The 23,832-nt window shown below is 62.9% G+C and carries 30 protein-coding genes and 1 tRNA gene; 15 read left to right on the forward strand and 16 right to left on the reverse strand.

Annotated elements, in window-relative coordinates; genetic code table 11:
* Positions 1–59 precede the first annotated feature (59 nt).
* Complete coding sequence (locus GJR96_RS04595; protein WP_151161857.1) at positions 60–374, reverse strand: ATPase; 315 nt, start codon at positions 372–374, stop codon at positions 60–62.
* Between the two features lie 189 nt (positions 375–563).
* Here GJR96_RS04595 and GJR96_RS04600 point away from each other — a divergent pair, with 189 nt between their 5' ends.
* Positions 564–1,550, forward strand: a complete 987-nt coding sequence (locus GJR96_RS04600) for a tyrosine--tRNA ligase (RefSeq protein ID WP_151161858.1) — start codon at positions 564–566, stop codon at positions 1,548–1,550.
* A 36-nt stretch (positions 1,551–1,586) separates the two neighbouring features.
* On the opposite strand, the gene GJR96_RS04605 is transcribed toward GJR96_RS04600, so the two are convergent.
* Entirely contained in the window at positions 1,587–1,766 is a 180-nt protein-coding gene (locus GJR96_RS04605; protein WP_058571502.1) for a DUF7470 family protein, read from the reverse strand.
* Positions 1,767–1,870: 104 nt separating this feature from the next.
* Between GJR96_RS04605 and eif1A the strand changes: the two genes are divergently transcribed.
* The 7 genes from eif1A (at position 1,871) to GJR96_RS04640 (ending at position 8,700) form a co-directional block, all read left to right on the forward strand.
* Positions 1,871–2,161, forward strand: a complete 291-nt coding sequence (gene eif1A / locus GJR96_RS04610) for a translation initiation factor eIF-1A (protein WP_058571503.1) — start codon at positions 1,871–1,873, stop codon at positions 2,159–2,161.
* An 89-nt stretch (positions 2,162–2,250) separates the two neighbouring features.
* Entirely contained in the window at positions 2,251–3,117 is an 867-nt protein-coding gene (gene rio1, locus GJR96_RS04615) for a serine/threonine-protein kinase Rio1 (RefSeq protein ID WP_151161859.1), read from the forward strand.
* Between the two features lie 3 nt (positions 3,118–3,120).
* Complete coding sequence (locus tag GJR96_RS04620) at positions 3,121–3,924, forward strand: type II CAAX endopeptidase family protein (RefSeq protein WP_151161860.1); 804 nt, start codon at positions 3,121–3,123, stop codon at positions 3,922–3,924.
* A gap of 80 nt (positions 3,925–4,004) precedes the next feature.
* Positions 4,005–5,321, forward strand: coding sequence for an MFS transporter (locus GJR96_RS04625; RefSeq protein ID WP_151161861.1), 1,317 nt, complete (start codon positions 4,005–4,007; stop codon positions 5,319–5,321).
* A gap of 92 nt (positions 5,322–5,413) precedes the next feature.
* On the forward strand, positions 5,414–5,956 hold the full coding sequence (locus GJR96_RS04630) for a KH domain-containing protein (RefSeq protein WP_151161862.1): 543 nt from the start codon (positions 5,414–5,416) through the stop codon (positions 5,954–5,956).
* Between the two features lie 373 nt (positions 5,957–6,329).
* Positions 6,330–7,979 (forward strand): thermosome subunit alpha, encoded by a 1,650-nt coding sequence (gene thsA, locus GJR96_RS04635; protein ID WP_151163908.1) that lies wholly within the window; start codon positions 6,330–6,332, stop codon positions 7,977–7,979.
* Between the two features lie 307 nt (positions 7,980–8,286).
* On the forward strand, positions 8,287–8,700 hold the full coding sequence (locus GJR96_RS04640) for an ABC transporter ATP-binding protein/permease (RefSeq protein ID WP_151161863.1): 414 nt from the start codon (positions 8,287–8,289) through the stop codon (positions 8,698–8,700).
* Between the two features lie 1,452 nt (positions 8,701–10,152).
* Here GJR96_RS04640 and GJR96_RS04645 read toward each other — a convergent pair.
* Together GJR96_RS04645 and GJR96_RS04650 are read right to left on the reverse strand one after the other, a co-directional pair.
* Positions 10,153–10,226 (reverse strand) — tRNA-Arg (locus tag GJR96_RS04645).
* Positions 10,227–10,269: 43 nt separating this feature from the next.
* Positions 10,270–10,647, reverse strand: coding sequence for a YccF domain-containing protein (locus GJR96_RS04650; protein WP_151161864.1), 378 nt, complete (start codon positions 10,645–10,647; stop codon positions 10,270–10,272).
* A gap of 121 nt (positions 10,648–10,768) precedes the next feature.
* Between GJR96_RS04650 and GJR96_RS04655 the strand changes: the two genes are divergently transcribed.
* Complete coding sequence (locus tag GJR96_RS04655; RefSeq protein WP_151161865.1) at positions 10,769–11,338, forward strand: AAA family ATPase; 570 nt, start codon at positions 10,769–10,771, stop codon at positions 11,336–11,338.
* The gene (locus GJR96_RS04660; protein ID WP_151161866.1) at positions 11,335–11,751 is read left to right on the forward strand and encodes an RNA-binding domain-containing protein; all 417 of its coding nucleotides are present in this window, start codon (positions 11,335–11,337) and stop codon (positions 11,749–11,751) included. Before GJR96_RS04655 ends, GJR96_RS04660 begins: the two co-directional genes overlap by 4 nt.
* Positions 11,752–11,775: 24 nt before the next feature.
* On the opposite strand, the gene GJR96_RS04665 is transcribed toward GJR96_RS04660, so the two are convergent.
* From GJR96_RS04665 to GJR96_RS04680, 4 genes are all read right to left on the reverse strand, one after another.
* A complete protein-coding gene (locus GJR96_RS04665; RefSeq protein ID WP_151161867.1) occupies positions 11,776–12,759 on the reverse strand; it encodes a nucleoside recognition protein in 984 nt (327 codons plus the stop codon).
* A 53-nt stretch (positions 12,760–12,812) separates the two neighbouring features.
* A complete protein-coding gene (locus GJR96_RS04670) occupies positions 12,813–13,373 on the reverse strand; it encodes a magnesium transporter (protein WP_151161868.1) in 561 nt (186 codons plus the stop codon).
* Between the two features lies 1 nt (position 13,374).
* Positions 13,375–13,956 (reverse strand): magnesium transporter, encoded by a 582-nt coding sequence (locus GJR96_RS04675; protein ID WP_151161869.1) that lies wholly within the window; start codon positions 13,954–13,956, stop codon positions 13,375–13,377.
* A gap of 110 nt (positions 13,957–14,066) precedes the next feature.
* Positions 14,067–15,461 (reverse strand): signal recognition particle protein Srp54, encoded by a 1,395-nt coding sequence (locus GJR96_RS04680; RefSeq protein ID WP_151161870.1) that lies wholly within the window; start codon positions 15,459–15,461, stop codon positions 14,067–14,069.
* Positions 15,462–15,551: 90 nt separating this feature from the next.
* Between GJR96_RS04680 and GJR96_RS04685 the strand changes: the two genes are divergently transcribed.
* Both GJR96_RS04685 and GJR96_RS04690 read left to right on the forward strand, forming a co-directional pair.
* The gene (locus GJR96_RS04685) at positions 15,552–16,538 is read left to right on the forward strand and encodes a D-2-hydroxyacid dehydrogenase (RefSeq protein ID WP_151161871.1); all 987 of its coding nucleotides are present in this window, start codon (positions 15,552–15,554) and stop codon (positions 16,536–16,538) included.
* A 9-nt stretch (positions 16,539–16,547) separates the two neighbouring features.
* Positions 16,548–17,165 carry a LysE family translocator gene (locus GJR96_RS04690; protein ID WP_151161872.1) on the forward strand — a complete coding sequence of 206 codons (618 nt, stop codon included), beginning with the start codon at positions 16,548–16,550 and terminating at the stop codon, positions 17,163–17,165.
* 42 nt (positions 17,166–17,207) lie between these two features.
* Here GJR96_RS04690 and ftsY read toward each other — a convergent pair whose 3' ends face one another.
* From ftsY to GJR96_RS04720, 6 genes are all read right to left on the reverse strand, one after another.
* Positions 17,208–18,464 (reverse strand): signal recognition particle-docking protein FtsY, encoded by a 1,257-nt coding sequence (gene ftsY / locus GJR96_RS04695; protein ID WP_151161873.1) that lies wholly within the window; start codon positions 18,462–18,464, stop codon positions 17,208–17,210.
* A gap of 18 nt (positions 18,465–18,482) precedes the next feature.
* Complete coding sequence (gene pfdA, locus GJR96_RS04700; RefSeq protein ID WP_151163910.1) at positions 18,483–18,956, reverse strand: prefoldin subunit alpha; 474 nt, start codon at positions 18,954–18,956, stop codon at positions 18,483–18,485.
* Positions 18,956–19,132 carry a 50S ribosomal protein L18Ae gene (gene rpl18a, locus GJR96_RS04705; RefSeq protein WP_058571521.1) on the reverse strand — a complete coding sequence of 59 codons (177 nt, stop codon included), beginning with the start codon at positions 19,130–19,132 and terminating at the stop codon, positions 18,956–18,958. Before rpl18a ends, pfdA begins: the two co-directional genes overlap by 1 nt.
* A gap of 81 nt (positions 19,133–19,213) precedes the next feature.
* Positions 19,214–19,879, reverse strand: a complete 666-nt coding sequence (locus GJR96_RS04710) for a translation initiation factor IF-6 (protein ID WP_151161874.1) — start codon at positions 19,877–19,879, stop codon at positions 19,214–19,216.
* Positions 19,880–19,882: 3 nt separating this feature from the next.
* A complete protein-coding gene (locus GJR96_RS04715) occupies positions 19,883–20,161 on the reverse strand; it encodes a 50S ribosomal protein L31e (RefSeq protein ID WP_151161875.1) in 279 nt (92 codons plus the stop codon).
* Between the two features lie 3 nt (positions 20,162–20,164).
* Positions 20,165–20,317, reverse strand: a complete 153-nt coding sequence (locus tag GJR96_RS04720; RefSeq protein ID WP_007544136.1) for a 50S ribosomal protein L39e — start codon at positions 20,315–20,317, stop codon at positions 20,165–20,167.
* 160 nt (positions 20,318–20,477) lie between these two features.
* Between GJR96_RS04720 and GJR96_RS04725 the strand changes: the two genes are divergently transcribed.
* Complete coding sequence (locus tag GJR96_RS04725) at positions 20,478–21,419, forward strand: DMT family transporter (RefSeq protein WP_151161876.1); 942 nt, start codon at positions 20,478–20,480, stop codon at positions 21,417–21,419.
* Positions 21,420–21,447: 28 nt separating this feature from the next.
* On the opposite strand, the gene thpR is transcribed toward GJR96_RS04725, so the two are convergent.
* Positions 21,448–22,002, reverse strand: a complete 555-nt coding sequence (thpR, locus tag GJR96_RS04730; protein ID WP_151161877.1) for an RNA 2',3'-cyclic phosphodiesterase — start codon at positions 22,000–22,002, stop codon at positions 21,448–21,450.
* Between the two features lie 41 nt (positions 22,003–22,043).
* Complete coding sequence (locus GJR96_RS04735) at positions 22,044–22,646, reverse strand: histidine phosphatase family protein (protein WP_151161878.1); 603 nt, start codon at positions 22,644–22,646, stop codon at positions 22,044–22,046.
* 91 nt (positions 22,647–22,737) lie between these two features.
* Between GJR96_RS04735 and GJR96_RS04740 the strand changes: the two genes are divergently transcribed.
* Together GJR96_RS04740 and GJR96_RS04745 are read left to right on the forward strand one after the other, a co-directional pair.
* A complete protein-coding gene (locus tag GJR96_RS04740) occupies positions 22,738–23,478 on the forward strand; it encodes a tetratricopeptide repeat protein (RefSeq protein ID WP_151161879.1) in 741 nt (246 codons plus the stop codon).
* A complete protein-coding gene (locus GJR96_RS04745; RefSeq protein ID WP_058571528.1) occupies positions 23,478–23,780 on the forward strand; it encodes a DUF424 domain-containing protein in 303 nt (100 codons plus the stop codon). Before GJR96_RS04740 ends, GJR96_RS04745 begins: the two co-directional genes overlap by 1 nt.
* Positions 23,781–23,832 lie beyond the last annotated feature (52 nt).

The raw sequence follows: 23,832 nt of genomic DNA on the forward strand, positions 1-23,832 counted from the left end.
TGTCGAATCCTGATGAGTTCAACAGAGCGAATCAGGTCTCCTCCAGTCGGACCTCGTCGTTAACTCGCCACGTCGTCGTCGCTCCCAGTCAATCCGCCGACCACGAAGTAAAGTGCCGCTCCGAGCAGTGGTGCGAAGAAGGCGAAGGCCGCCCAGAACGTCGCGTTCCGCCCTTTGAACGTCGCGTCCTTGTGGACCCGATAGGGAAGGTAGACGTGGAAGACGAGGAAGTAGACGGCGAAGCCGAAGATGTACGGGAGTAAGTCGCCGCCGCTGACCGACGCCCACATCACCGCCAACAGGCCGAAGACGGCGAGCATGAGCGCGATGAAGATGAAAATCGGCGCTCGCGTGCGAGTTCCAGAGTCGGACATCACCCGGAGTTAGGACCGGGACGTGTTGTCCGTTTCGCCCGCGAGCGGGTTTCATAGGGAGTATCGTAGCCAGCCGGAAGATTTGCGAACCCGGACTGGCGAGGAGAACCGATTCGCCCGGAGAGATGACGAACTTCTACGATAATCCCTATCAGAAGTCATATCCCACATCCCCGTCACCGAACACGTATGGACGCATACGACCTGATCACTCGGAACGCCTCCGAAGTGGTCACGGAGGACGAAGTACGCGCGCTGGCCGACGACTCAGAGGGCAAGCGAGCGTACGTGGGCTACGAGCCCTCCGGTGTCCTCCACATCGGTCACATGCTCACCGCCAACAAGCTCATCGACCTCCAAGAGGCGGGCTTCGAGGTAGTCGTGCTGCTGGCCGACGTACACGCTTACCTCAACGGCAAGGGCACCTTCGAGGAGATTCGACAGACGGCCGAGCGAATGAAAGCGCAGTTCATCGCCTACGGCTTAGACGAGAGCCAGACCGAGTTCGTCCTCGGGTCGGAGTTCCAACTCGACGAGAGCTACGTCCTCGACCTGCACGCGCTCGAACTCGAGACGACGCTCTCGCGGGCCGAACGCGCCATGGCCGAAATCAAGAGCGGCGAGAGCGTGACAGTCGCACAGGCAGTCTACCCCATCATGCAAGCGTTGGACATCGTCTACCTCGACGTGGACCTCGCCATCGGCGGGATGGAACAGCGCAAGGTCCACATGCTCGCCCGCGACACGCTCCCGAGCATCAACGAGGACGCGCCGACCTGTCTCCACACCCCGCTCATCGCGGACCTCGCGACGGGTATCGGGAAGATGTCCTCCTCGAAGGGCGTCACCATCTCGATGGAAGACACCACCGAGGACATCGAAGAGAAGGTCAACGACGCCTTCTGCCCGCCCACGGCCGACCCCGACCCGACGGACGACGGCGACGCGCGCGACAACCCCGTCCTCCAAATCTTCGAGTACCACGTCTTCCCGCGCTTCGAACGCGTCGTCGTCGAACGCCCCGACAAGTACGGTGGCAACCTCGAATACGACGACTACGAGTCGCTCGAAGCGGACCTCGAATCCGGCGAACTCCACCCCCTCGACGCGAAAGGTGCCCTCGCTGGCTACCTCGACGAACTCATCGCACCGGGCCGCGAGAAGATAGACGCGTAAGCAGACGTTTCGTCGGGAATCGACAGGACAGCCGACTCAGGCCATCCCGAACATCTTCATCACGTTCTCTGCCAGCCCCCCAGCGACGAGTCCCATCCCGGCGACGACGAGTGCGATACCGGCCGCGACGATGGGTGCTTGGACGGCGACGAGGACGATTCCAGCGAGGAGACAGACGACGCCAGCGATACCTTTCGTTCCGAGTTTGTCGAGCATACCACGACGGCGGGCCGGGAGTCCCCTAAACTCGTCGTTCCGTAGGACAGTCCGCTCGGGCAAACGTCGGCGGGTTTAAACATGACGACGTAGAAGCGTCGCTCATGAGCGACGACGAGAACGAGCGCCGCCGAGACCTCCGAATGCCGAACGACGACGAAGTGTTCGCCGTCGTGACCAACATGCTCGGTGCCAATCGTGTCCGCGTCCGCTGTGCCGACGGCGTGGAGCGGACCGCTCGCATCCCCGGCCGAATGCAGAAGCGTATCTGGATTCGAGAAGACGACGTAGTCCTCGTCGAACCGTGGGACTGGCAGGACGAGAAAGGCGACATCACGTGGCGCTACGAGAAGTCCGAAGCGGACCAACTCCGCCGCGAAGGACACATCCAGTAACCTGATCCGCCTGCGTCCTCGGTCGTGACCGAACTACACGAAGACAGAGCCTGTGGCCTTTTCATCTCGCCTCTCGTAGCCCTAGTCCAATGAGTGACGAGTTCGGCATGGTCGAACCCCAGGAGGGCGAGGCGTTCGGCGACGAGTGGGAAGAGATAGACCTCTCTGAGGACGAAGCAGACCGCATCGCCAAGCGGCGTGACCGCGACTTCGACGAGTTCAGGATTCGGATGAAAGACGCCGACCAGTTCAAAGTCGAGCAGTCGGTGTTCGACGACGCCACCTTCGCGGCGATATACAAACTCGTCCAAGACGGGTACATCGACGCGTTCGGAGGACCCATCTCGACGGGAAAGGAAGCGAACGTCTACGAGGCGCTCGGTGACGACAGCGAAGTCGCCGTCAAGATATACCGCATCAACGCCTCCGACTTCCGTCACATGCGCGACTACCTCGAAGGCGACCCGCGATTCGAGGGCATCGGCCACGACAAAGGGCAAGTCGTCCGCGCGTGGGTGCGAAAGGAGTTCGCCAACCTCGAACGCGCCCAGCGTGCCGGGGTTCGCGTTCCGGACCCAATCGCCGTCCAGCGAAACGTTCTCGTGATGGAACTCGTCGGACTCGCCGAAGACCGGGCACGTCGCCTCTCGGAAGTCAACGTCGAAAACCCACAGACTGCCTACAAAGTCGTCCGCGAGTACATGCGTCGCCTCCACCGCGCCGGCCTCGTCCACGGCGACCTCTCGGAGTACAACCTCATCATCCACGGGGGCGAACTCGTCGTCATCGACCTCGGACAGGCGGTGACGATTCACCACCCGAACGCCGTAGATTTCCTCCGCCGAGACTGTCGTAACGTCGCCAACTTCTTCCAGCGACAGGGTGCCGACGCCGACGCCGACTCTCTCTATGAGTTCGTCACCGCCGACGAAGACGACGAGAACGCCGAGGAGTAGGCGGTGTCGGAAAGTGTCTCCCGCCAGTTCGCCGTATTCACTGGCCTCGCCGCCGCGTGGGCGTGGCCACTCTGGATTCTTACGACTGTCCTCCCCGATGCAGTCGATATCGTCGCCATCCTCGCCGGCGCGTGGGGCCCGACAGTCGCCGCCGTCGTCCTGACGTGGCGTTCGTCGGGGCGCGACGGCGTACGTTCGCTCCTGAAACGATACCTCGCGTGGCGAACAGGGCTGTTTCCCGCTATCGGGGTCGTCGTCTCTGTACTCGCCACGACTGTCGCCGCCGTCTGGGTCACGTCGCTCGGGGGCGTGCCCCCCGGTTTTCCGGGACAGGCCCCACCACTTCCGTTCCTCCCACTCGTCATCCTCGTGAACGTCTTTCTCGGCGGCCCACTCGCAGAGGAGGCGGGGTGGCGTGGATTCGCCCACCCGCTTCTCCGCGAACGAGTCGGCACGGGAACCGCTGGTGTCGCAGTTGGACTCGTCTGGGGACTGTGGCACGCCCCATTATTCTTCCTGCCCGGACAGGCGTTCGTCGTCGGCGGAACCGACCCACTCGCGTTCGCCGCACTGACCATCTCGTGGTCGGTGCTATTCGGCGTCGTCACCGAACGGGCCGACTGGAGTCTCCTTCCGGCAGTGTTCGGACACGCAACGGTCAACACGGCACTCGGGACGTACGGCGTCCTCTCGGCGGCGTTCTACCGCCCAGCGGTTGTCGTCGGATTTGCCGTCGTCGCTACCGGGGTTCTCGCCGTCCATCTCGTCGGCACTCGCCTGTCCGACTCCACGACCCCTACCGTGTGACAGAAGCGCGCTTCTGTTTCGACTTCGACAGAACAGTCATTCTGGAGACATTTATCATGAACTCGGGCGACTGACCGAGTGTGAACTTCGACGTACGCGACTCGCTGTTGGTCCGCAACGCGAACGTTCGGCGGTTGATTCTCGGCCGCCTCGTCACGAACGCCGGCGACAGCGTCTACGCTATCGCAGCGATGTGGTTAGTGTACGACCTCACCGGGTCGTCGGCGTACACCGGTCTCGCCGGATTCCTCACGATGGCCCCGCAAGCGATGCAGGTGCTGGCAGGACCACTCGTGGACCGCTGGTCGATACGCCGTATCCTCGTCGGCACGCAACTCACGCAGGCAGTGCTGGTTCTCGTGATTCCCCTCGCTGACTTCCTCGGCCACCTCTCCGTCTGGGTCGTGCTCACCGTGATGCCACTCGTCTCGCTTCTGAACCAACTCGTCTACCCGGCGCAGTCGGCAGTGGTCCCTCGTCTCGTGGACGACGACGACCTCGTGGCGGCGAACTCCCTCCTCTCGTTGTCGTATCAGGGCGTCGATTTAGCCTTCAACGCGGTCGCCGGCGTACTCATCGCCGCGACGAGTGCGGTGACGCTCTACCTCGTCGATTCGGTGTCGTTCGCCATCGCGGCGGGCTTGTTCGTTCGACTCTCGATTCCGTCCACTGCCGACGGCACGGTCGGTGAAAACCGAAACGAGGCTGAGGCCGCAGTCGATGCCGTCTCCGATGGGGGAACAGACGAATCCGCTGGCGACGACGAAGCGGTGCAGACGGGATACGTGTCCGACCTTCAGGCCGGACTTGGATTCGTCCGCGGAAGCATCCTTCTCCCACTGCTCGTGAGCGGACTCGTCGTCAACGGAGTCCTCGGTGGTGTCTGGGCGACGATGCCCGCGTTCGCCGACGCACGAGGTGGCCCAGAAGCGTACGGATTCCTCATGGCGGCCATCGCAGGCGGGATGCTCGTTGGCGCGGTGGGTGCCTCGACGTTCGACCACCTCCCGTTCGGGTCGCTCACGATTGGACTGTTCGTCTTCAGCGGCGTGGGATGGCTCGTGGCTATCGCTGTGCCCTCGCTCGCCGGAACCGTCGCCTTCCTCGCACTCGCGACGGTCCCTCTCGGTATCTCGAACGTCCTCTCGGTCGCGATGATTCAATCACTCGTCCCCGAATCACTCCTCGGACGGGTGATGGCCACCGTCGGGAGTCTCTCGACGCTGATGATGCCCGTCGGGTCAGCACTGGGTGGGTTCCTCGGCGACTACGTGGGTTCCACGAGTGTCGTCGCCGCGGGTGGTGTCGGACTCCTGTTCGTCGCCGTCTACGTCGTCGCTCTCCCGACGCTCAGACGACTCCCACCAATCGGAGATATCGAGACGCTCTCGGCGTGACGACCGGGTGCAGGTACGTCGGCGCGTGCGACTGAGGCACGTAGCGCCCCTGCGAGCGAACGCTTAAACCGCTCCACCGGGTATCCACCCCTATGCAGCACGTCAAGGTGCCGCAGGACCGTATTGGTGTTCTCATCGGCGAAGGTGGCTCGACGCTCCGAGAAATCGAGAGTCGAGCGGAGGTTCGACTCGACGTCGACTCCGAAAACGGCAGCGTCGCAATCGACAGCGTCGGCGACCCCGTCCTCGGGATGGTCGCCCCCGACGTCGTCCGCGCCGTGGGCCGTGGCTTCGCCCCCGAGGATGCCATGTCGCTCCTCGACGACGAGATGATGATGTTCGAACTCATCGAAATCGACCGGCACACCCGAAACAAGAACGACATGCGTCGCCAGAAGGGCCGACTCATCGGCGAGAACGGTCGCACCCGCGAACTCATGGAAGAACTGACTGGCGCGGACGTAGTCATCTACGGGTCGACGCTCGGCATCATCGGCCAACCCGAGGAAGTCGAAGTCGTCCGCCGCGCCGTCGAGATGATTCTCGACGGTGCGCCACACGGCGCCGTCTACTCGTACCTCGAACGCAAGCACAACGAACTGACCCGCGACTTCAGCGTTCGCCAGAACAACTGAGACGCCACCGCTGTGGGGCCATTCGGCCACCGCAATATCACCCGAGGGCACCGCTCCCGCGGTCCTGACCCACCGTATCGTCTTTTCCAAGACTTCGTACCGAGAACCACGTCTCCACAGTTCGAGACGAGAGACGTGGGACCTACCGTCGACATCGACGGCGGACCCGTCATCGACGACGCCGACCCCCTTCGCTGGCACACGCCGAGGCTGACTTCGTATTCGTTGATAAACCCACGTAATCGACCGGCGTCGGAGGGGAGTGACTGCGCCACCGTGTTGCGTTTTGACATACCACTAAACACAACCTTTTTATAGAATCACAAACAATCAGGCGATGACTATGAGCCAGCGAATGCAGCAGGGTCAGCCCATGATCATTCTGGGCGAGGACTCGCAGCGCACATCCGGTCAGGATGCGCAGTCGATGAACATCACGGCCGGAAAGGCCGTTGCCGAGGCCGTACGCACCACGCTCGGCCCCAAGGGGATGGACAAGATGCTCGTCGATTCGTCGGGCCAGGTCGTCGTCACGAACGACGGCGTCACCATCCTCAAGGAGATGGACATCGACCACCCCGCGGCCAACATGATCGTCGAAGTCTCCGAGACGCAGGAGACGGAAGTCGGAGACGGCACGACGACGGCCGTCATCATCGCGGGTGAACTCCTCGACCAGGCCGAGGACCTCCTCGAGTCTGACGTTCACGCGACCACCATCGCACAGGGGTACCGTCAGGCCGCCGAGAAGGCCAAGGAAGTCCTCGAATCGAACGCTATCGAGGTCACCGAGGACGACCGCGAGACCCTCACGAAGATTGCCGCCACGGCGATGACGGGCAAGGGCGCAGAGTCCGCGAAGGACCTGCTCGCCGAACTCGTCGTCGACGCCGTCCTCGCAGTGCAGGACGACGACGGCATCGACACGGACAACGTCTCCGTGGAGAAAGTCGTCGGCGGTTCCATCAACAACTCCGAACTCGTCGAAGGCGTCATCGTCGACAAGACGCGCGTCGACGAGAACATGCCGTACGCAGTCGAAGACGCGAACGTCGCTATCCTCGACGACGCACTCGAAGTCCGCGAGACCGAAATCGACGCCGAAGTCAACGTCACGGACCCCGACCAACTTCAGCAGTTCCTCGATCAGGAAGAAAAACAGCTGAAAGAGATGGTCGACAAACTCGTCGAGGTCGGCGCAGACGCCGTCTTCGTCGGTGACGGCATCGACGACATGGCGCAGCACTACCTCGCCAAGGAGGGCATCCTCGCGGTCCGCCGCGCCAAGTCCTCCGACCTCAAGCGTCTCGCCCGCGCCACGGGCGGCCGCGTCGTCAGCAACCTCGACGACATCGAGGAAGACGACCTCGGCTTCGCCGGGTCCGTCGCACAGAAGGACGTCGGTGGCGACGAGCGCATCTTCGTCGAAGACGTCGAAGACGCCAAGTCCGTCACGCTCATCCTCCGCGGCGGCACGGAACACGTCGTCGACGAACTCGAACGCGCTATCGAGGACTCCCTCGGCGTCGTCCGCACGACGCTCGAAGACGGCAAGGTCCTGCCCGGTGGCGGTGCCCCCGAGACGGAACTCTCGCTCGTCCTGCGCGAATTCGCTGACTCCGTCGGTGGCCGCGAACAACTCGCCATCGAAGCCTTCGCCGAAGCGCTCGACATCATCCCACGCACGCTCGCCGAGAACGCTGGTCTCGACCCCATCGACTCCCTCGTCGACCTTCGCTCCCGCCACGACGGCGGCGAGTTCCCTGCCGGCCTCGACGCCTACACGGGCGACATCATCGACATGGAAGCAGAGGGCGTCGTCGAACCCCTCCGCGTGAAGACGCAGGCCATCGAGTCCGCAACCGAAGCCGCCGTCATGATTCTCCGCATCGACGACGTCATCGCTGCTGGCGACCTCTCCGGTGGCCAGACCGGCGACGACGACGACGAAGGCGGCGCACCCGGCGGTATGGGTGGCATGGGCGGCATGGGCGGTATGGGCGGCATGGGCGGTGCGATGTGAGCACCCCCGGATAGGCCTACACCACTCACCCCCTGACCCACGCATCGACTCGAAACGTCGGCCCGATTTCGCACCGTTTTTTCTGGCTTCACGTCCGAGAGCGACGCCCACACCGTGAGAATCGCGGTTTGCGTGGCGTTAATCGAGTGCCGACGCCGAGATATCGGATTCAGTGCGCCAGAGTGTTGTATTTCTCCAGAGATTCCGAATAAAAGTGTACAAAACATTCTAAAACCGCGGTTATGGTGTTCGAAACGTCGGTGGGAGAATCTATACTTATACCCCGTGGCAACCACTGACAACGTGTATGTCCCAAACCGAGACAACGGAGTCCTCCGCCGTCTCGGACGCCACCGACCCACCGAGACGACCCCAATTCCTCGCTGTCGTCGGTTCCCGCGTCTCCGAGGCGGCCTCCGTCGCCGCCACCGTAGCCCCTCACGTGTCTCCGCTCGTCTGCGCTCCGCACAGCACGTCGCCGTCACGTCTCCGCGCGACGTTCGCCGCGATGCGCCAGCCAGATACCCCCTTCGTCGTCGCAACAGACAGCGCCGCCGCCGTCCGCGACGCCGACAAAGTCCTCGTTACCGACGGCGGAATCGTCGTCGAAGACGGGACCCCCGCTGACCTCCTCGCCGTACCCGGACTCTTCGCCCAGCGGTACGGCGACGAAATCGGCGCGAACTTCTCCGACCCGGGGAAGGACGTCGCCGACGAGTGACGAACCGGCCCTCCAAACATTCTCGGTGTTTCGCGTGGTAGCCACTGGCATGGGTGACAGAGCGTGTTACCGCGAGTTCTGTCCGGACTGCGACGCGCAGGTGACCATCGTGGACGAGGTGTGCCCAGAGTGCGGACGAGAGTTGGAACTGAAGTAGGATTTCACGACTCTGTCGAAACCCTCAGTCGCTGATAGTTTATCGAGGCCGTGCTGAACTCAGGGCGCTAGTCGGTCACTCGACGTTGCTGGTCTTGATGTTCGGTATGGGGATTATTATTATAACTCCCACAAGGGCTATCACTCCATAGAAGTCATATAACTAACACATGAAGTTCATCTACATCGCTATCGCCGGTGCGGTTTTTGCACTAATATCGCTCCCACTCGGCCTCATGCTAATCATTGTGGGACTGTCATTGCATTTCTTTCAAAAGTACAACTCTCGCCGCCTTGATGAAGCGGGTGAACGATAGAAAACCACGGGGGTAACTATGCACACCTATCTAGCGGCTGTTTCGTCACTGGTCGCGTGAAACGAACATCGAAGTCTTGCTGAACTCACCCTCTGAATGTGTCACGCCACTTCTGACAGCATCCGGTGAGGTTTCAGCGGGCGTGCTGAATACAGGGCGTGAATAGATCAATGAATTGCCTTTTTGTAAGGTGCGTCTAAGTATCGGACATGTCCCAGCCACACCCAATTGAAGTCTTCATTCCCGTGGTATTCTTCGGTGGTATCGGCTATCTGGTGGCGGGTCCCTTTGCAGCAGGTGCGGGAGTAGTCGTGGGTGCTGCAATGGGAACTGCATTTGGAAAATCAGAGTCGTAGCCCGTACTGAATACACCCTCTCTCTGTGTCACGCCGCATCTGACAGAACTTGGTGATTTTTCTGCGGTCGTGTTGAATAGAGGGAGCTTATAAATCATAGGAGAGTGACAGAAAAACAGGTCCTCGCATCATGGATAATCGAAAAATCCGAGGCGCGGTATTCCTTATTATTGGCCTCGGCCTGCTAATTAGTGCTATCACCCAATTGTTAGGTTGGGTTGTGATTACGCTACCTCCAATCGTCTATCTCGTACTGGGGATTGGCATGTTCATTTACGGGCTGTTGCAAGCCACGTAACTGCAAGACGAATCCTCTGTCTGTGTCACGGTAATCCTGTCAATTTCTGAGTATTTCAACAGAGCCGATTCCCCGAAGAGTTCGAATCCCGCGCGAGTGCGTTCCAACACGACTCGCGTCCGCTCAGCGGTCTTCACAACAACAGAGCGCGACGGGACTCTCGTGAACGAAGTGAACGAGAGTCAGGAGCGCTCGCTGAACGAGCGAAGCGAGAGAAGCGAGCGCGACGGGATTCGAACCGGACCGAGACTCGCGTCGCTCGTCTCGTAGGATTCGAATCCCGCCGGTGCCGTTATCACTGCTCGCTGTCGCTCGCAGAGAATAACGAGCGCGACGGGATTCGAACCCGCGGCCGTCGGATTAGAAGTCCGACGCTCTGTCCAACTGAGCTACGCGCCCTCGTATCTCAAAAACAGGTGCCAAATGAAAAACGAATCGGCTTCTACCCGTCGAATCGGTACAGCGACGTGACCGCAGGAAGCCGATTGAACATCCAGTAGGCGATGGGGAGGCCGACGATAGTGACCGCGAAGAACGCCGCCACGTTCGCCCAGAACCAACTGAGCCACCACCCGACGAACAGGAAGTAGACGCCGCGGACGAGGAGCGACCGCTGGCCCGTTGCAGCATCGGGATTCCCGAGCGAACGCGGTTCTTTCAGCGAGAGTACCGTCGGCACGAGATTGATGAGTTTGATTCCCAGTGGCAGACCGATGATGGTCGCGTTGAGGAACCACGCGATGTTGACGACGGCGGGCGTGGCCCACCACCCGATGAACAGGAACCAGAGGATACGAACGAGGAGGGACCGCTGTTTCATACCCGACACATCGTGGCGAGGGAGGAAAAGATGGGTGGGTCGGCGGAGCGTCTTCGACACATCGCGCGCCCGGAGCGACGTGAAGGGAGGGTTTAACAGCGCGAACGCGGTAACACCGCCTATGAGAGTCATCGGGACGGTCGGCTTGCCCGGAAGCGGAAAGGGCGAACTCGCCGAGGTAGCCCGCGAAGCAGGCATCCCCGTCGTGACGATGGGCGACATCATCCGCGAGGAGTGTCGTGCCCGCGGCCTCGACCCCGCGACGGACCACGGGAAGATAGCGAAGGCACTCCGCGAAGAGGAAGGCGACGACGCCATCGCCGCGCGCTCGCTGCCCGTCATCGAAGACCACCTCGACGCGAACGACGTGGTGGTCGTCGACGGCCTCCGGTCGGACGTCGAACTCGACCGCTTCCGCGACGCCTTCGGCGACGAATTCATCCTCGTGAGCGTCGAAGCACCGTTCGAAACCCGCGCCGAGCGACTCGGTGACCGCGGCCGCGACGAGAGCGACACCGACGTCGAGTCACTGAAGAAACGCGAAGCACGCGAACTCGACTTCGGGATGGGCGAGGCGATGGACCGCGCCGACGTGGTCATCCAGAACACCGGAACCCTCGACGAATACCGCGAGACCATCACCCGATTGTTCGAAGAAGGGCCAGACGCCCTGGCTGAGGCCAACCCATGATTTACAGCGTCGACGTTCGCATCGAAGTTCCAGTCCGCGACACCGAGGTCACAGACCGCGTCGCCGACGCCGTCGAGAACCTCTTTCCGGGGGTCGAACTCACGCACGAACCCGGGAAACTCGTCGGCGAGACCCACGAGTTAGAGCGCTTCTCGGAGCGTCTGCACGAACAAACCATCCTCGACACCGCCCGGCGAGAGTTCGACAAACGCCGCGACGAGGAAGGGTTCTCGTTCGCGCTGAAGAAACAGGCCGCGTTCAAGGGTGTCGTCAACTTCTCCGTCGGCAACCCCGACGAACTCGGCGACATCGAGGTACACGTGACCGTCCGCGACCCGTCTGTCGAAGAACTCATCGACTACATCGCGCCGCCGACCGAAGACGGTCGGCCAATCGACCCCGCCGACCGCTGAGTGGCACGCCGCCCGAACGCGGTGTTAGGCGACCAACAGCGCCACCGCGATGGCGATGAAGACGACTTTCAAACTCGTGTTGACGGCGATGACCTTCGACCCGAACTCTGGCCCCCAGATGCCGTACTGAAACGGAATCGACCGCTTGAACGTCGAGACGGCGAAGGAGATGATACCCCCGATGAGCATCGTCGCCACCGCCTGTTTCGGCGTGAACGTCTCGCCGATGGCGGGCGCGATAGTCGCCGCACCGGTCGTCGTGTCGAACGCGAAGGCGACGACGACGGGGACGGCGGCACCCGGCAGGCCGACGAGGTTCGTCAGCGGACTGGCGAGGTTGGTGAAGGATTCGAGGTCCGTCGTTCGCAAGAGGAGCGTGACGAGCACGTAGACCACCGCGAGTCGCGGGACGATTCGACGAACCGTCTTCCACGTCTTTCGTGCGGCGTCTTCAGCCATCGACCGGACCGAGTCGTCGTTGACACCGTGTTCGCCATCCGTGTCGCCTGCGCCGTCCGTCTCGGCGATGGCCGTGGGGGTGACGTTCTGTTTCGAGAGGAGCACCGCACCGGCAGCGACGCCAGTGAGCGTAATCGCCAGTGCGATTGCGGCGCGGGCACCGACGTACATGAATCCGACTTCTCGCCCGAGGATAGGGATGAGGACCGGCCAGTAAAACGTGAAGATGTGTTGGACGAACCCGAAGAACGTGTTGATGGTGACGGCGACGAGCGTCGCTCTATCGTCTAGGACGCCAGATTCGCGGAACTCGGCGAGCATCCCGTATCCCGCCGTCGTCGACGCGGCGGTGGTGACGATAGCCGTCCCAACTTCGTCGGGGAGGTTCGCGGGACTCGTCAAGTACCGAGAGAGACCGGCGATGCGTTCGACGAGGCCGAAGGCGACGACGAGGTTCGCCGCGAAGACGCCGATGGCGATGTAGACGGCGATGCGCAGGACTCTGGGGAGCACCTCGACCAGCACCGGGAGAACGGTCGACGACTGCACAGGGAGTGGTCGGGTGGCGAGGAACTAATCGCCGTCGGTCGGTGTCGTGCCGATTAGACCAACAGTTGTGCGACCGCAAAGAGGACGACCACCCCGAGTACGTCGCAGACGTTGGTGACGACGGGGATGACCACGTCGTCGGGGTCGAGACCGAACCGATAGGCGACGTACGTGGCGGTGAACGTCACGAAGACGGCCAAGACGGCGAGCGTGATACCGCTCGATAACGCGACCAAAACGACAGTCGAGAAGGGGAGTGCGGGACCGCCAGTGACGATGAACGTCGCGGCCCACGCCCCAACGCCGATGACCGGAAAGATGGTCACTGCGAGGACGACCGTCGCAAGCGCGTTCCCCGCGAGTTCGTCGTCCGCCGGCGAGAACGTGAGGGTCCCGAGGTGGAACGACGTCGAAAGTCGTGCCGCGAGGATGCTCCCGAGATTTCCTGCCGTTCCGATGGTGACGGGCACGAGGACGAGCAGGGACGGATACCTGAGTAACTGCGCTTCGAAGCTTCCGAGGACGAGACCACTGCCGAGTTCGACGAGCGTGAGGACGAACAAGACGGGGAGCATCGCCCGCGAGATGGCACGGACGGTCCACTCAGTCGGCACGTCAGAACACCCCAGCGATGGCGAGGACGGTTCGGACCGCGATGAGCAAGAACAGGATTCCGAACACGTCACCGGTGGTCGTCACCAGTGGGCCGACGATGGTGTCGGGGTTCCGTCCCCGTCTGTACCCCGCGAAGACGACGGTCACGACGACGACGGTGAGGACGATACCCGACAAGAGACCGGCGACGATAGCGATGCCGACGAGAATCGGGAGCGGTGCCACCCGCTGGCCGAGGAACGTGAGCAAGAAGAACGCCATGATGGACGCGAAGGTGCTCGTCAGCACACCGTTGGCGAGTGCCGCCGTCGCGGCGGCCCGAAGTCGCTCGTCAGCACCGGTGACGTAGGGTTCGATGAGACCCTGATGCAGTGCCGTGGCGATACGAGCACCCAGCGACCCGTAGACGTTCCCGCGGGTCGCGAGCAGTGCAGGCACGAGGACGAGGAGACCCGGAACCGCACGGAGTTCGGCGCGCATCCCGCCGAGGACGACGCCGGCGATGAGGCCACCGACGAGACTCGCCGCGAGTGCAGGGAGGGCTTCTTTGTAGGCCTCGACTGCCACGTCTCGCACCGTCATTGTCGGGTCCGACGGCCCCGAGCGTTAAAAGTCGGCGGTATGTCGAATTCGTGGTGCGAAGAAGACAGAAGAGAAGATACGTCAAACGGAGAGGAGTCAGAAGGTAGCGGTTAGAACGGACCCATACCGCCGAGGCCACCCATACCGCCACCGCCGCCACCTTGCTGCTGGAGTTTCTTCATCATCCGCTGCATGTCGCCGTCGCCCATGCCCTGGAACTGCTTGATGGTCTGTTCCATCATGCGGTGTTGTTCGAGGAGTTCCTGAATCGTCTCCTCGTCCTTCCCAGAGCCCTGTGCGATGCGCTTCACACGCGAGGCACCGATGATGCGCGGGTTCTCCAGTTCGTCTTCGGTCATAGAGTCCATGATGACCTCGAACGACCGCATCCGGTCTTTGGTGACGTCCATCGCGTCGTCCGGCAGTTGGTCCTTCAGACCGCCACCGAGACCCGGAATCATGTCGAGCACCTGGTCGAGCGGCCCCATCTTGTTCATCGCCTCCATCTGTTTTTGCATGTCCTTGAGGGTGAAGTTCCCCTTCATCATCTCCTCGGGGTCCCAGTCCTCGTCTTCGGCCTGGGTCTCGGACATGGCGCGTTCGACGCGTTCGGAGAGTTGCTTCAGGTCGCCCATCCCGAGGAGACGCGAGATGAAGCCGTTGGGCTCGAACCGTTCGATGTCCTGAACGGTCTCACCCATCCCGAGGAAGGCGATAGACGAGTTCGTCTCGTTGACGGCGGTCAGGGCACCGCCACCCTTCGCCGTCCCGTCGAGTTTGGTGATGACGACGCCACCGATACCGATGGATTCGTCGAACTGCTGAGCCTGGTCTTTCGCGCCCTGCCCGATTGCCGCGTCGAGGACGAGCAGGTTCAAATCGGGTTGGACGACGTCTTCTATCTCTTCGATTTCGGCGATGAGGTCGTCTTCGAGCGCGTGACGACCGGCCGTGTCGACGATGTGGATGTCGGCGTCGTCGGTGGCTTCGAGGCCCTCACGTGCGATTTGCACCGGGTCGTCGCAGTCGGGGTCGCCGTAGAATTCGACCTCGGCGCGTTCACACATCTGCTTGGCCTGGTCGTACGCACCGGGCCGGAAGGTGTCGGTCTGGATGACCGCCGGGCGGAGGCCCTTCTTCGAGAACCACCACGCCATCTTGGCAGAGGTGGTCGTCTTCCCCGACCCCTGGAGGCCGGCGAGCATGATAGTCTGTGATTCGAGCGGAATCTCCGTCGACTCACCGATGAGACCGACGAGTTCCTCGTAGACGATTTTCAGCACGTGGTCGCGGGCGTTCGTCCCACCCGGAGGCTCTTCTTCCAGCGCCCGGGTCTTGATGGAGTCAGAGAGGTCCATGACGAGGCTGACGTCGACGTCGGCGGAGAGCAAGGAGCGCTGAATCTCCTTGACAATCTCCTGAACGTCGTCCTCGTCCAGACGGGACTTACCCCGCAGCTTGTCGAGACTGCCGCGGAGAGAACTCCCGAGATTATCGAGTACCATTGTCCCCTCCTACGCCGCCGCGTCGGTAAAGGCTTTATCCGTCGCGTCCGCGGGCGAAGAGCTATCGGTCGACGTAGTGACACACCAACGATGACGCGAATCCTCGTCCTCGACCAACCCGCACACGACATCCCCGCCGAGGAGTACGCCGACGCCCTCCGCGAGCGACTTCCCGACGCGACAGTCGTCCACCCGAAGACGACGGCCGAAACGCTCGAAGCCGCGGCCACAGTGGATGTCATCACCGGGACGTACCTCCAGCGCGACGTACTCACCGCCGCCGACGAACTCCGACTGTTCGCCGGCGCTGCCGCAGGGTACGACCACCTCCCGATGGAGATGCTACGCGAGCGAGATGTCACGGTCACGAACGCGTCCGGTGTCCACGGACCCAACATCGCCGAGCACGTTGTCGGATGGCTCTTGACGATTACCCGCCGCCTCGACGAGGGAATCCGCCGACAGGAGCGCCGCGAGTGGCGGTCGTTTCAGGCCTACGGCGAACTCAAGGGGTCGACAGTCACCGTCGTTGGGTTGGGCGCAATCGGGCAGGCCGTGGTCGAGCGTCTCGACCCCTTCGGTGTCGAGACCATCGGCGCTCGCTACACACCCGAAAAAGGCGGACCGACGGACCGAGTCCTCGGCTTCGACGACCTCGAATCAGCCCTCGTCGAAACGGACTACCTCGTCCTCGCGTGTCCGCTGACCGACGAGACGGAGCACCTCATCGACCAGCAGGCGTTCTTTGCCCTGCCGAACCACGCCGTCCTCGTGAACGTCGCTCGGGGTGGTGTCGTCGACACCGACGCACTCGTCTCCTCGATTCAGCGTGGGTACCTTCGGGCCGCCGCACTCGACGTGACTGACCCGGAACCGCTCCCTGAGAACCATCCCCTGTGGTCCTTCGAGAACGTCTTCATCACCCCCCACGTCGCGGGCTACACACCGCAATACTTCACTCGACTGGCGGACATCCTCGCTGAGAACGTCGAACGGTTGGAGTCGGGAGACGGAGACACCACTCTTCGCAACCAAGTGCTTCCCGAAACCCCACGTACTTCACCCGACGAGTCGTAGGCGGCGGCGATGAGCAGTATCGCATTCGGACTGCAACCAACCACGATTCTCGCCTTCTCTGGGGCGGCAATCGCGCTCATTCTCACACCCGGTCCGGACACGATGTACGTCCTCGCCCGCGGCCTCGACGGGCGCGAATCGGGTGTCCGCTCGGCGTTCGGTATCGCAACCGGCGTCCTCTTTCACACGATGCTCGCCACGCTCGGTGTCGCCGCGCTGCTCCAGACAGTGCCCGAAGCGGCCGCGGTAGTCCAGTACGTCGGGGCGGCGTATCTCGTCTACCTCGGCGTGGTTGCCCTCCGTGACGACGAGTTCGACCCGGCCGTCGAGACGGACGCCTCGGGAAGTTTCCGGCGCGGCGTCCTCGTCAACGCCCTGAACCCGAAAGTCGCACTGTTCTTTCTCGCGTTTCTCCCCGGGTTCGCCGGGCGTGGCCCCGGCGCAGGTGAACGAATGGCCTTCTTGGGCGCACTGTACGCGGTACTCACCGCTATCTACCTCTCCGCCGTCGCACTCGGAGCCGACAGACTCGGCGACACCCTCGCCGAGACGCGGGTGAGTCGCGTCCTCAACTACGTTGGTGCGGGGACGATGCTGTTGCTCGGTGTCGTACTCGCGCTGGAGTGAGAAAACGACGGACCGGACGATGAGGAAGCCTGTTGTTGGCGCTTACTCGTCGTGTCCGAGGAGACGGTCGACCATCGCTTCGGGGTCGAACCGCTCGATGTGGTCGTATCCCTGCCCCACGCCGAGGAACAAGATTGGCTTGCCCGTGACGTAGGCGATTGAGATTGCCGCACCACCGTTGGAGTCGGCGTCGGCCTTCGTGAGAATCGCGCCGTCGATGGCCGCCGCGTCGTTGAACTTGCGGGCGCGTTCGACTGCGTCCTGTCCGGCGACTGCCTCGTCCACGAAGATGGTGAGGTCAGGGCCGACGACGCGGTCTATCTTCTCTAACTGCGCCATGAGGTCGTTCGACGTGTGCAGGCGACCGGCCGTGTCGCCGAGGACGATGTCGATGTCGTGCGCGTCGGCATATTCGACGGCGTCGTAGATGACGGCCGCCGGGTCGCCACCCTGTTCGTGGGTGATGAGTTTCTTGTCGAGTGCCTCCGCGTGCTCTCGAATCTGCTCGTTCGCGCCGGCGCGGTAGGTGTCACCGTTTGCGAGGACCGTCGAGTAGCCCTGCGTTTCGAAGTAGCGGGCGAGTTTGGCGATAGTCGTCGTCTTCCCGACGCCGTTGATGCCGGTGAAGATGAGGGTGACAGGCTTGTCCGCCTCGGCGATGCGCTGGTCGAAGTCGAACTGGCCGACGCTGATGACTTCGTAGAGCGCGTCGTGGAGTGCCTCTTCGACGAGTTGGCCCGTGCTCTGGACCTGCTTTCGCGTCTCGCCGATGAGTTTCTCGCGGATGGTCTCGAGAATCTCCTCTGCGACCTGCATCTCGACGTCGCTCTGGAGGAGCGCCATCTCGAGTTCCCACAGTGGGTCTTCGAGGTCTTCTTCCTCGATGACGACTTTCCCGGTTGCGAACGCGGCGGCGCGCTTCAGGCGACTCTTGCTGGACGACGAGTCGCTCTCGTCTCTCGTGGACAGTGCTTCCTTCGCCGCGTCCGATGCGAGCGACTCGGGAGTCTCGCCGTCGACGTCCGCGGCGTCTTCGGTCTCCGCGTCGCGAGCGGGTGTGTCCGCGGGTGCAACGTCGTCCTGCGAGTCGTCGACTGTCTCGGTGGTCGAAGTGACTGCTTCGTCGGGGTCGGCGGACACACCGTCCGTCTCCGCCGCTGTCTCGTCGACTTCCGCGTCAGCGTCTGCGCTTGCGTCTGCCGCTTCAGCCTCGGCTTCTGCCGCTTCAGCCTTCTCTTCGGCGGTGTCTTCGACGTCTTCCCGGAAGCGGTTGAGTTTCTTCTTCAGTCCGTCGAACATCTGAATAGGGGGTGAGGATTACTCGTCGTCGCCGTCTTCGCCTTCGCCCTGCATCTGCTGTTGCATCTGCTGCATCTGCTGCTGCTGCATCTGCTGTTGGGCCTGCATCGCCTGCTGTTCTATCTGTTCGCTCTCTTCTTCGAGTTCGTCGATTTGACCGCGGATGCTCGCGATTTCCTCGTCGAGCATGTCCTGCTTGCGGCGCAGTGCTTCGACGGCGTCAGACTGGTTCTGCTCGGCCGCGTAGTTGGCACCGAGCGAGACGATGACCTCGTCGATGTCCTGCACTTCGGCGCGGAGGTACGCGTCGCCACCCAGCGGGACCTGCACGGTCGAACCCGTCTCGAGCGTCTCGATTGCTTCGACGGCCTCGTCGATTTCGGCCTTCTCGTCGTTGAGGTCGGAGACCTCACCTTCGAGCGATTCGATTTCCTCGTCGAGTGCCTGCAGTTCCTGCGAGAGCTGCTGGAGTTGCTGCTGACCGCCGCCCATCATGCTGCGGACACCTCCGTGAGGTCGACCTTCGTACGTTTGATGCCGTGCTCACTTCCGATGAGAGAAAAGGCACGTTCTCGTGCGACGTTCTCGTTGGGTGCGTCCACAGTTTTCGTGAACTCGTGGGTCACTCCACGGCTCGTGAAGCGTCCAGAGATAGTGAACTGGCTCATGCACGTCGGTCGGGTGGCGAGCGGGAAGAGTCTTCCTACTCACGGTGAGAATGAGCCGCGAAAAGGGTGGACGAGAGGCCCTCAGTCGATGTAGTCGAGGGCGTCTTCGATGCGACCCAGTTCCGGACCGGTCGTCTCTTCGCCGACGATGTACGACTCGTCGTTGGCGACGAGGCCAGACCCGACGAGCGGTCCACCGTAGTTGATGGTTCCGAGGTCCGCGCGAACGTCGAGGAGCGCTTCGAGCGCTTCGAGTTCGGGTTCGCGAGACTTCGGGTGGCAGAGGACGCCACGGTTGGTGGCGACGGCCGCCATCCCGACGGTTCGAACGTCGGCGAGGTCACCGCGTTCGACGGGAACTTCCAGTGCCTCTTCGACGGCCGAGACGGCCTCGCCGGAGAGGTCTGCGTGGACGTACGCGCCGTAGTCGTTCGCGAGAACGACGTTCCCAGCGGCGTTGATGCGACCGGGGAGTTCGTAGACGGGGAGGTCTACGACCTCGGCGAGTGCCTCCTTTTCGCGGGTCGTCGCACGGCTCGAGACGAGCAGTCCGTTCTCGTTACCCGTGGCTAACGCACCGACAGTTCCTGACCCGCCGACGGTCGTCTTGACCACCGGCACGTCGAGTTCCTCGGCCATCCGTTCGGCGAGTGAATCGTCGGCATCGGGGCGAACGAGGAGGACGTCGTCGGTCGCCCGAGCGAAGACGCCGATGTAGGATGAACCGGCGAAGGAGGCGCGGAGCACCGTTTACTCGGCCGGTTCGGCTTCGACGACCGACTCGCCGTCCTCGTCGAAGCGTGCGGCGCGGACGCGGAACTTGCTCGGTGGGTCCTGACGACCGCTTGCCCAGATGGTCTCGTTGATCTGGGTGTCGAGACGCACGTCGTCGGCGTCGACCTTGAAGTGCTTCGCGAGGTGCTCGCGGATGAGCTTCATCGCGCGGCCTGCACGCTCGTAGGACGGGACTGCCTTCACGTCGCGGAGCGGGACGGTGACGACGCGCTCCTCGAAGTCGTTTGCGCTCATTGCTTACTCGTCCGTGTTGCTTCGCCGCCAGTTGCGACGCTTGGGGTTTCGCGTGACTTCCATGTCGGTCTTGAGCATGACCCACGCTGGGACACGACTGTTCTGACGTTCGAGCTTCGCCAGACGCTTCTTCTTAGCCTTCGACTTCTTACCCATAGTGGCCTACAGTTTCCATCCTCCGCATAAAATCTTGTTCCTTCGCGTTTGAGAGGTGTGAGAGGCGTCCACAGGGTGGAATCCGTCGAATTCACCCGCGGGTCGGTGGGTACCGGGCGAATCGACTCATTCAGTATCGTCGGCGCAAAAGTCCGGGTGAATGAGTCGGGCCCGCACACTCGTCGGCTTTCTCACCCTCTCTGCCGTCTGGGGCAGTGCCTTCCTCGCGACAGAACTCGCCCTCGAAACGGTCCCGCCGGCGTTCCTCGCCGCCATTCGGTTCGACGTCGCGGCGTTACTCCTGTTCGCACTCACTATCGCCCGCGGCGACCGATTCCTACCAGCAGTACGAAGCGAGTGGCGACCGATTCTCGCCGGCGGCGTGTTCAGCATCGGCGCCCACCACGCGCTCTTGTTCTCGGGGCAGGTGTACGTTCCCGGGTCCGTCGCCTCTGTCCTCCTCGGCATCATCCCACTGGCGACGCCGACACTGACCCGTCTGACCGCCACGCGAGAGCGACTCTCGCCTCTCAAGGTGGCCGGTCTGGTCCTCGGCTTCCTCGGCCTCGTCGTCATCGCCAATCCGAACCCCGGGAACCTCCTGTCGTCGAACCTCGTCGGTGCGGTACTGGTGTTCGGTTCGGCCATCGCGTTCGGTCTCGGGGCCGTCCTCACGCACGACAGCGAGACGGGCATGTCGCTCCTCGCGGTGCAGGCGTGGATGATGCTCATCGGGGCAGTGACGCTCCACGTAACGAGCATCGCGCTCCCGTGGGAGTCTGCCGCCGACGCGGTGTGGGTACCGACGACGCTCGTCGCAACCGGCTACCTCGCCATCGTCGCCGGCGCGGGCGGGTTCCTGCTCTACTTCTGGCTTCTCGACCGAGTCGGACCCATCGAGGTCAGCCTCTTGGAGTACGTGATTCCGCTGTTCGCCGCCCTCGCGGAGTGGGTCGTCCTCGACCGCGTCCCGACGCTGACGACGGTTTCCGGGTTCGTCCTCATCTTCCTCGGCTTCCTCCTGTTCAAGCGTGATGCCCTTCGCGGCGAACTTCAGCGGGCAGTCGACCGGCGACAGCGACGTAGACCGGCCGACGACTGACAGAACTCGATGGGTTCGGAGGACGAGGCTACAGCGAGAATCGAGACACCGTCTCGTACTCGGGGCCGTCGGGGCCGAGTTCGCTCTTCTTCAATCGCACCTCGCGCACGCGAAACGACCCAATGTTCGGGTCTTCGTGTTCGACCACGCGCCTAACGAGGGCCTTTCCGCGGGCGTCGTTCATGCGGGCGAGCGTGACGTGCGGGGAAAAGTCGTGGTTCTCGGGGTCGAATCCGATGGTCGTCGTCTTGCGTTCGAATGCGTCGTGGAGGCGCGTCATCTCCACGGCCCCGTCGTCGATACCAGTCCAGACGACGCGAATGTAGTCCAGTGAGGGGAAGACACCCAATCCGCCGACTGAGGCGTCGAACTGCTCGACACCCGCGGCGTCGATGGCCGATTCGACCGCATCTTCGACTACAGAAACACGGTCTGGAGGCGTCTCGCCGAGGAACTTCAGCGTGACGTGGGCCTGTTCCGGGTCGGTGAATCTGAGTCCACCCGCGTCTTCGAAGAGCGCCTGCACCGCCGCGACACCCTCCGAGAGCGACGACGGCAGGTCGATGGCGAGGAAGAGGCGCATGGCAGATAGATGACTGGAAACAGACGTTAAGCTTCCGCCGCTCAGTCGCTTCCGGCACCTGCCGCCGTCTCGCTCGGTGGTACCCACGTCCGCACGATTCCAGCGAGTTCGCCGCCGAAGAACGTCGCTTCGTACACGTCGGGCATCGAGAGCGTGTTCCAGAACTCGTAGCCGTAGCGCGGGTCGTACGCGTTGAACACGAGTGCCATGAGCGTCCCGTGGGTGCCGACGACGACGTGGCGGTTCGGGTACGCTTCGACGAGTCGCTCGACGGCGGCGACACCGCGTGCCTGTGCCTCGGCGTGTGACTCGCCGCCGGGGTGCGACGCCGCCGGGTTCCCCCAGAGGTATTCGACGGCCGATTCGAAGTCCTCGACGTGTTCGCCGGCGAGTTCACGCTCTCTGAGGTCTTCGTCCACGACGAGTGGAACGTCAGCGGCGTCGGCAACTCCTTCGACGGTGGCGCGAGCGCGCTCGAACGGACTCGTGACGACGACGTCCGCAACGTCCGCGAGGTGGGCCGTGACGGCAGCAGCATCGCGGCGTCCCCGGGTCGAAAGCCCGCGACTCCGCTCGGCGTTGGGGACGTACGGCGAGTGGGCGTGTCGGACGAACGAGACCACAGTCGTCGAGGGGGCCTGCATTCTCCCGTGGTACGCCGACTGCCGCTAAAAAGCGGTCGGTGTCGCGCCTCTGACGTAGCGTTTAACCGCCGTGACTCCCAATCGCGCTTATATGACCGACGACGGCAAGCGACCCCACCGTTTCTCCGAAGGGCAGGGGTTCGACGAGGACTACTCCGATTTCTCGCTCGACCCGCCCGAACTCTCGGTGGACCCGACGAAGGTCGACCCGGTCGACTCGCGCGTCCTGACCGACATCCTCGACAAACGAAACATCGACCCGGAAGACGTCGACGTGGAGAAACTGCTCGACGTCGGCCTCTCGTACATGCAAATCAACCGGTTCGAGGAGGCAACCGAGGCGTTCGAGCGGACTGCACGCTTCGCAGGTGAGGAGTCCCCCATCGCACAGGAGGCGTGGGTGAACAAGGGCGCTGCGCACGCCCAACTCGAAGAGTGGGACGAGGCAGTCGGTGCCTATCAGGAAGCACTCCGCGTCGACGACGACAGCGAACACGCCGCGACGGCACACACCAACCTCGCGTACGCGCTGTGGGAGTCGGGCCAGACCGCCGACGCCCTCGACCACGCTGAGCGTGCCGTCGAACTCGACCCGCGCTTCCCGCAGGCGTGGTACAACCGTGGCTTCTTCCTCCACGAACGTGGCCTGAACGAAGACGCTGTCAACGCCTTCGACAACGCCATCCGCCTCGGCATGCGGACGCCCGCCGTCCACGAGGAGAAGGCGCGCGCCCTCGAAGAACTCGGTCGCGAAGAAGAAGCAGAACAGGCCCAACAACAGGCTGACGACATTCGCGAGCAGGCCGAAGCGGAACTCGTCGAGGACTACTGATGCTCCTGCGTGAACGCGAGACCCCGGAAGGACTGCTCGTCTCGGTCTGTGATGCCGACTGCATCGGCGAGACGTACACCGACGGCGGTGTCTCGCTCGACGTGACCGAGGACTTCTACGGCGGTGAAGAGGCCGAGACAGTCGACCAGGACGCCGTCGTCGAGAGTCTCACTCGCGCTACCGTCGCCAACATCGTCGGCGAAGAGTCGGTGAACGTCGCTATCGACGCTGGCCTCGTCGACGAAGAGACAGTTCTCGAAGTCGGCGGCACGCTCCACGCACAACTCCTCTGGCTTCGGTAAGTCGTCGTTCTCGCCGTCCGATTCCGCGTTTTCTCCTGCCGTCGAGCGACTG

Origin of the sequence: Haloferax litoreum, assembly GCF_009674605.1 — an archaeon.
Lineage (GTDB): Archaea > Halobacteriota > Halobacteria > Halobacteriales > Haloferacaceae > Haloferax > Haloferax litoreum.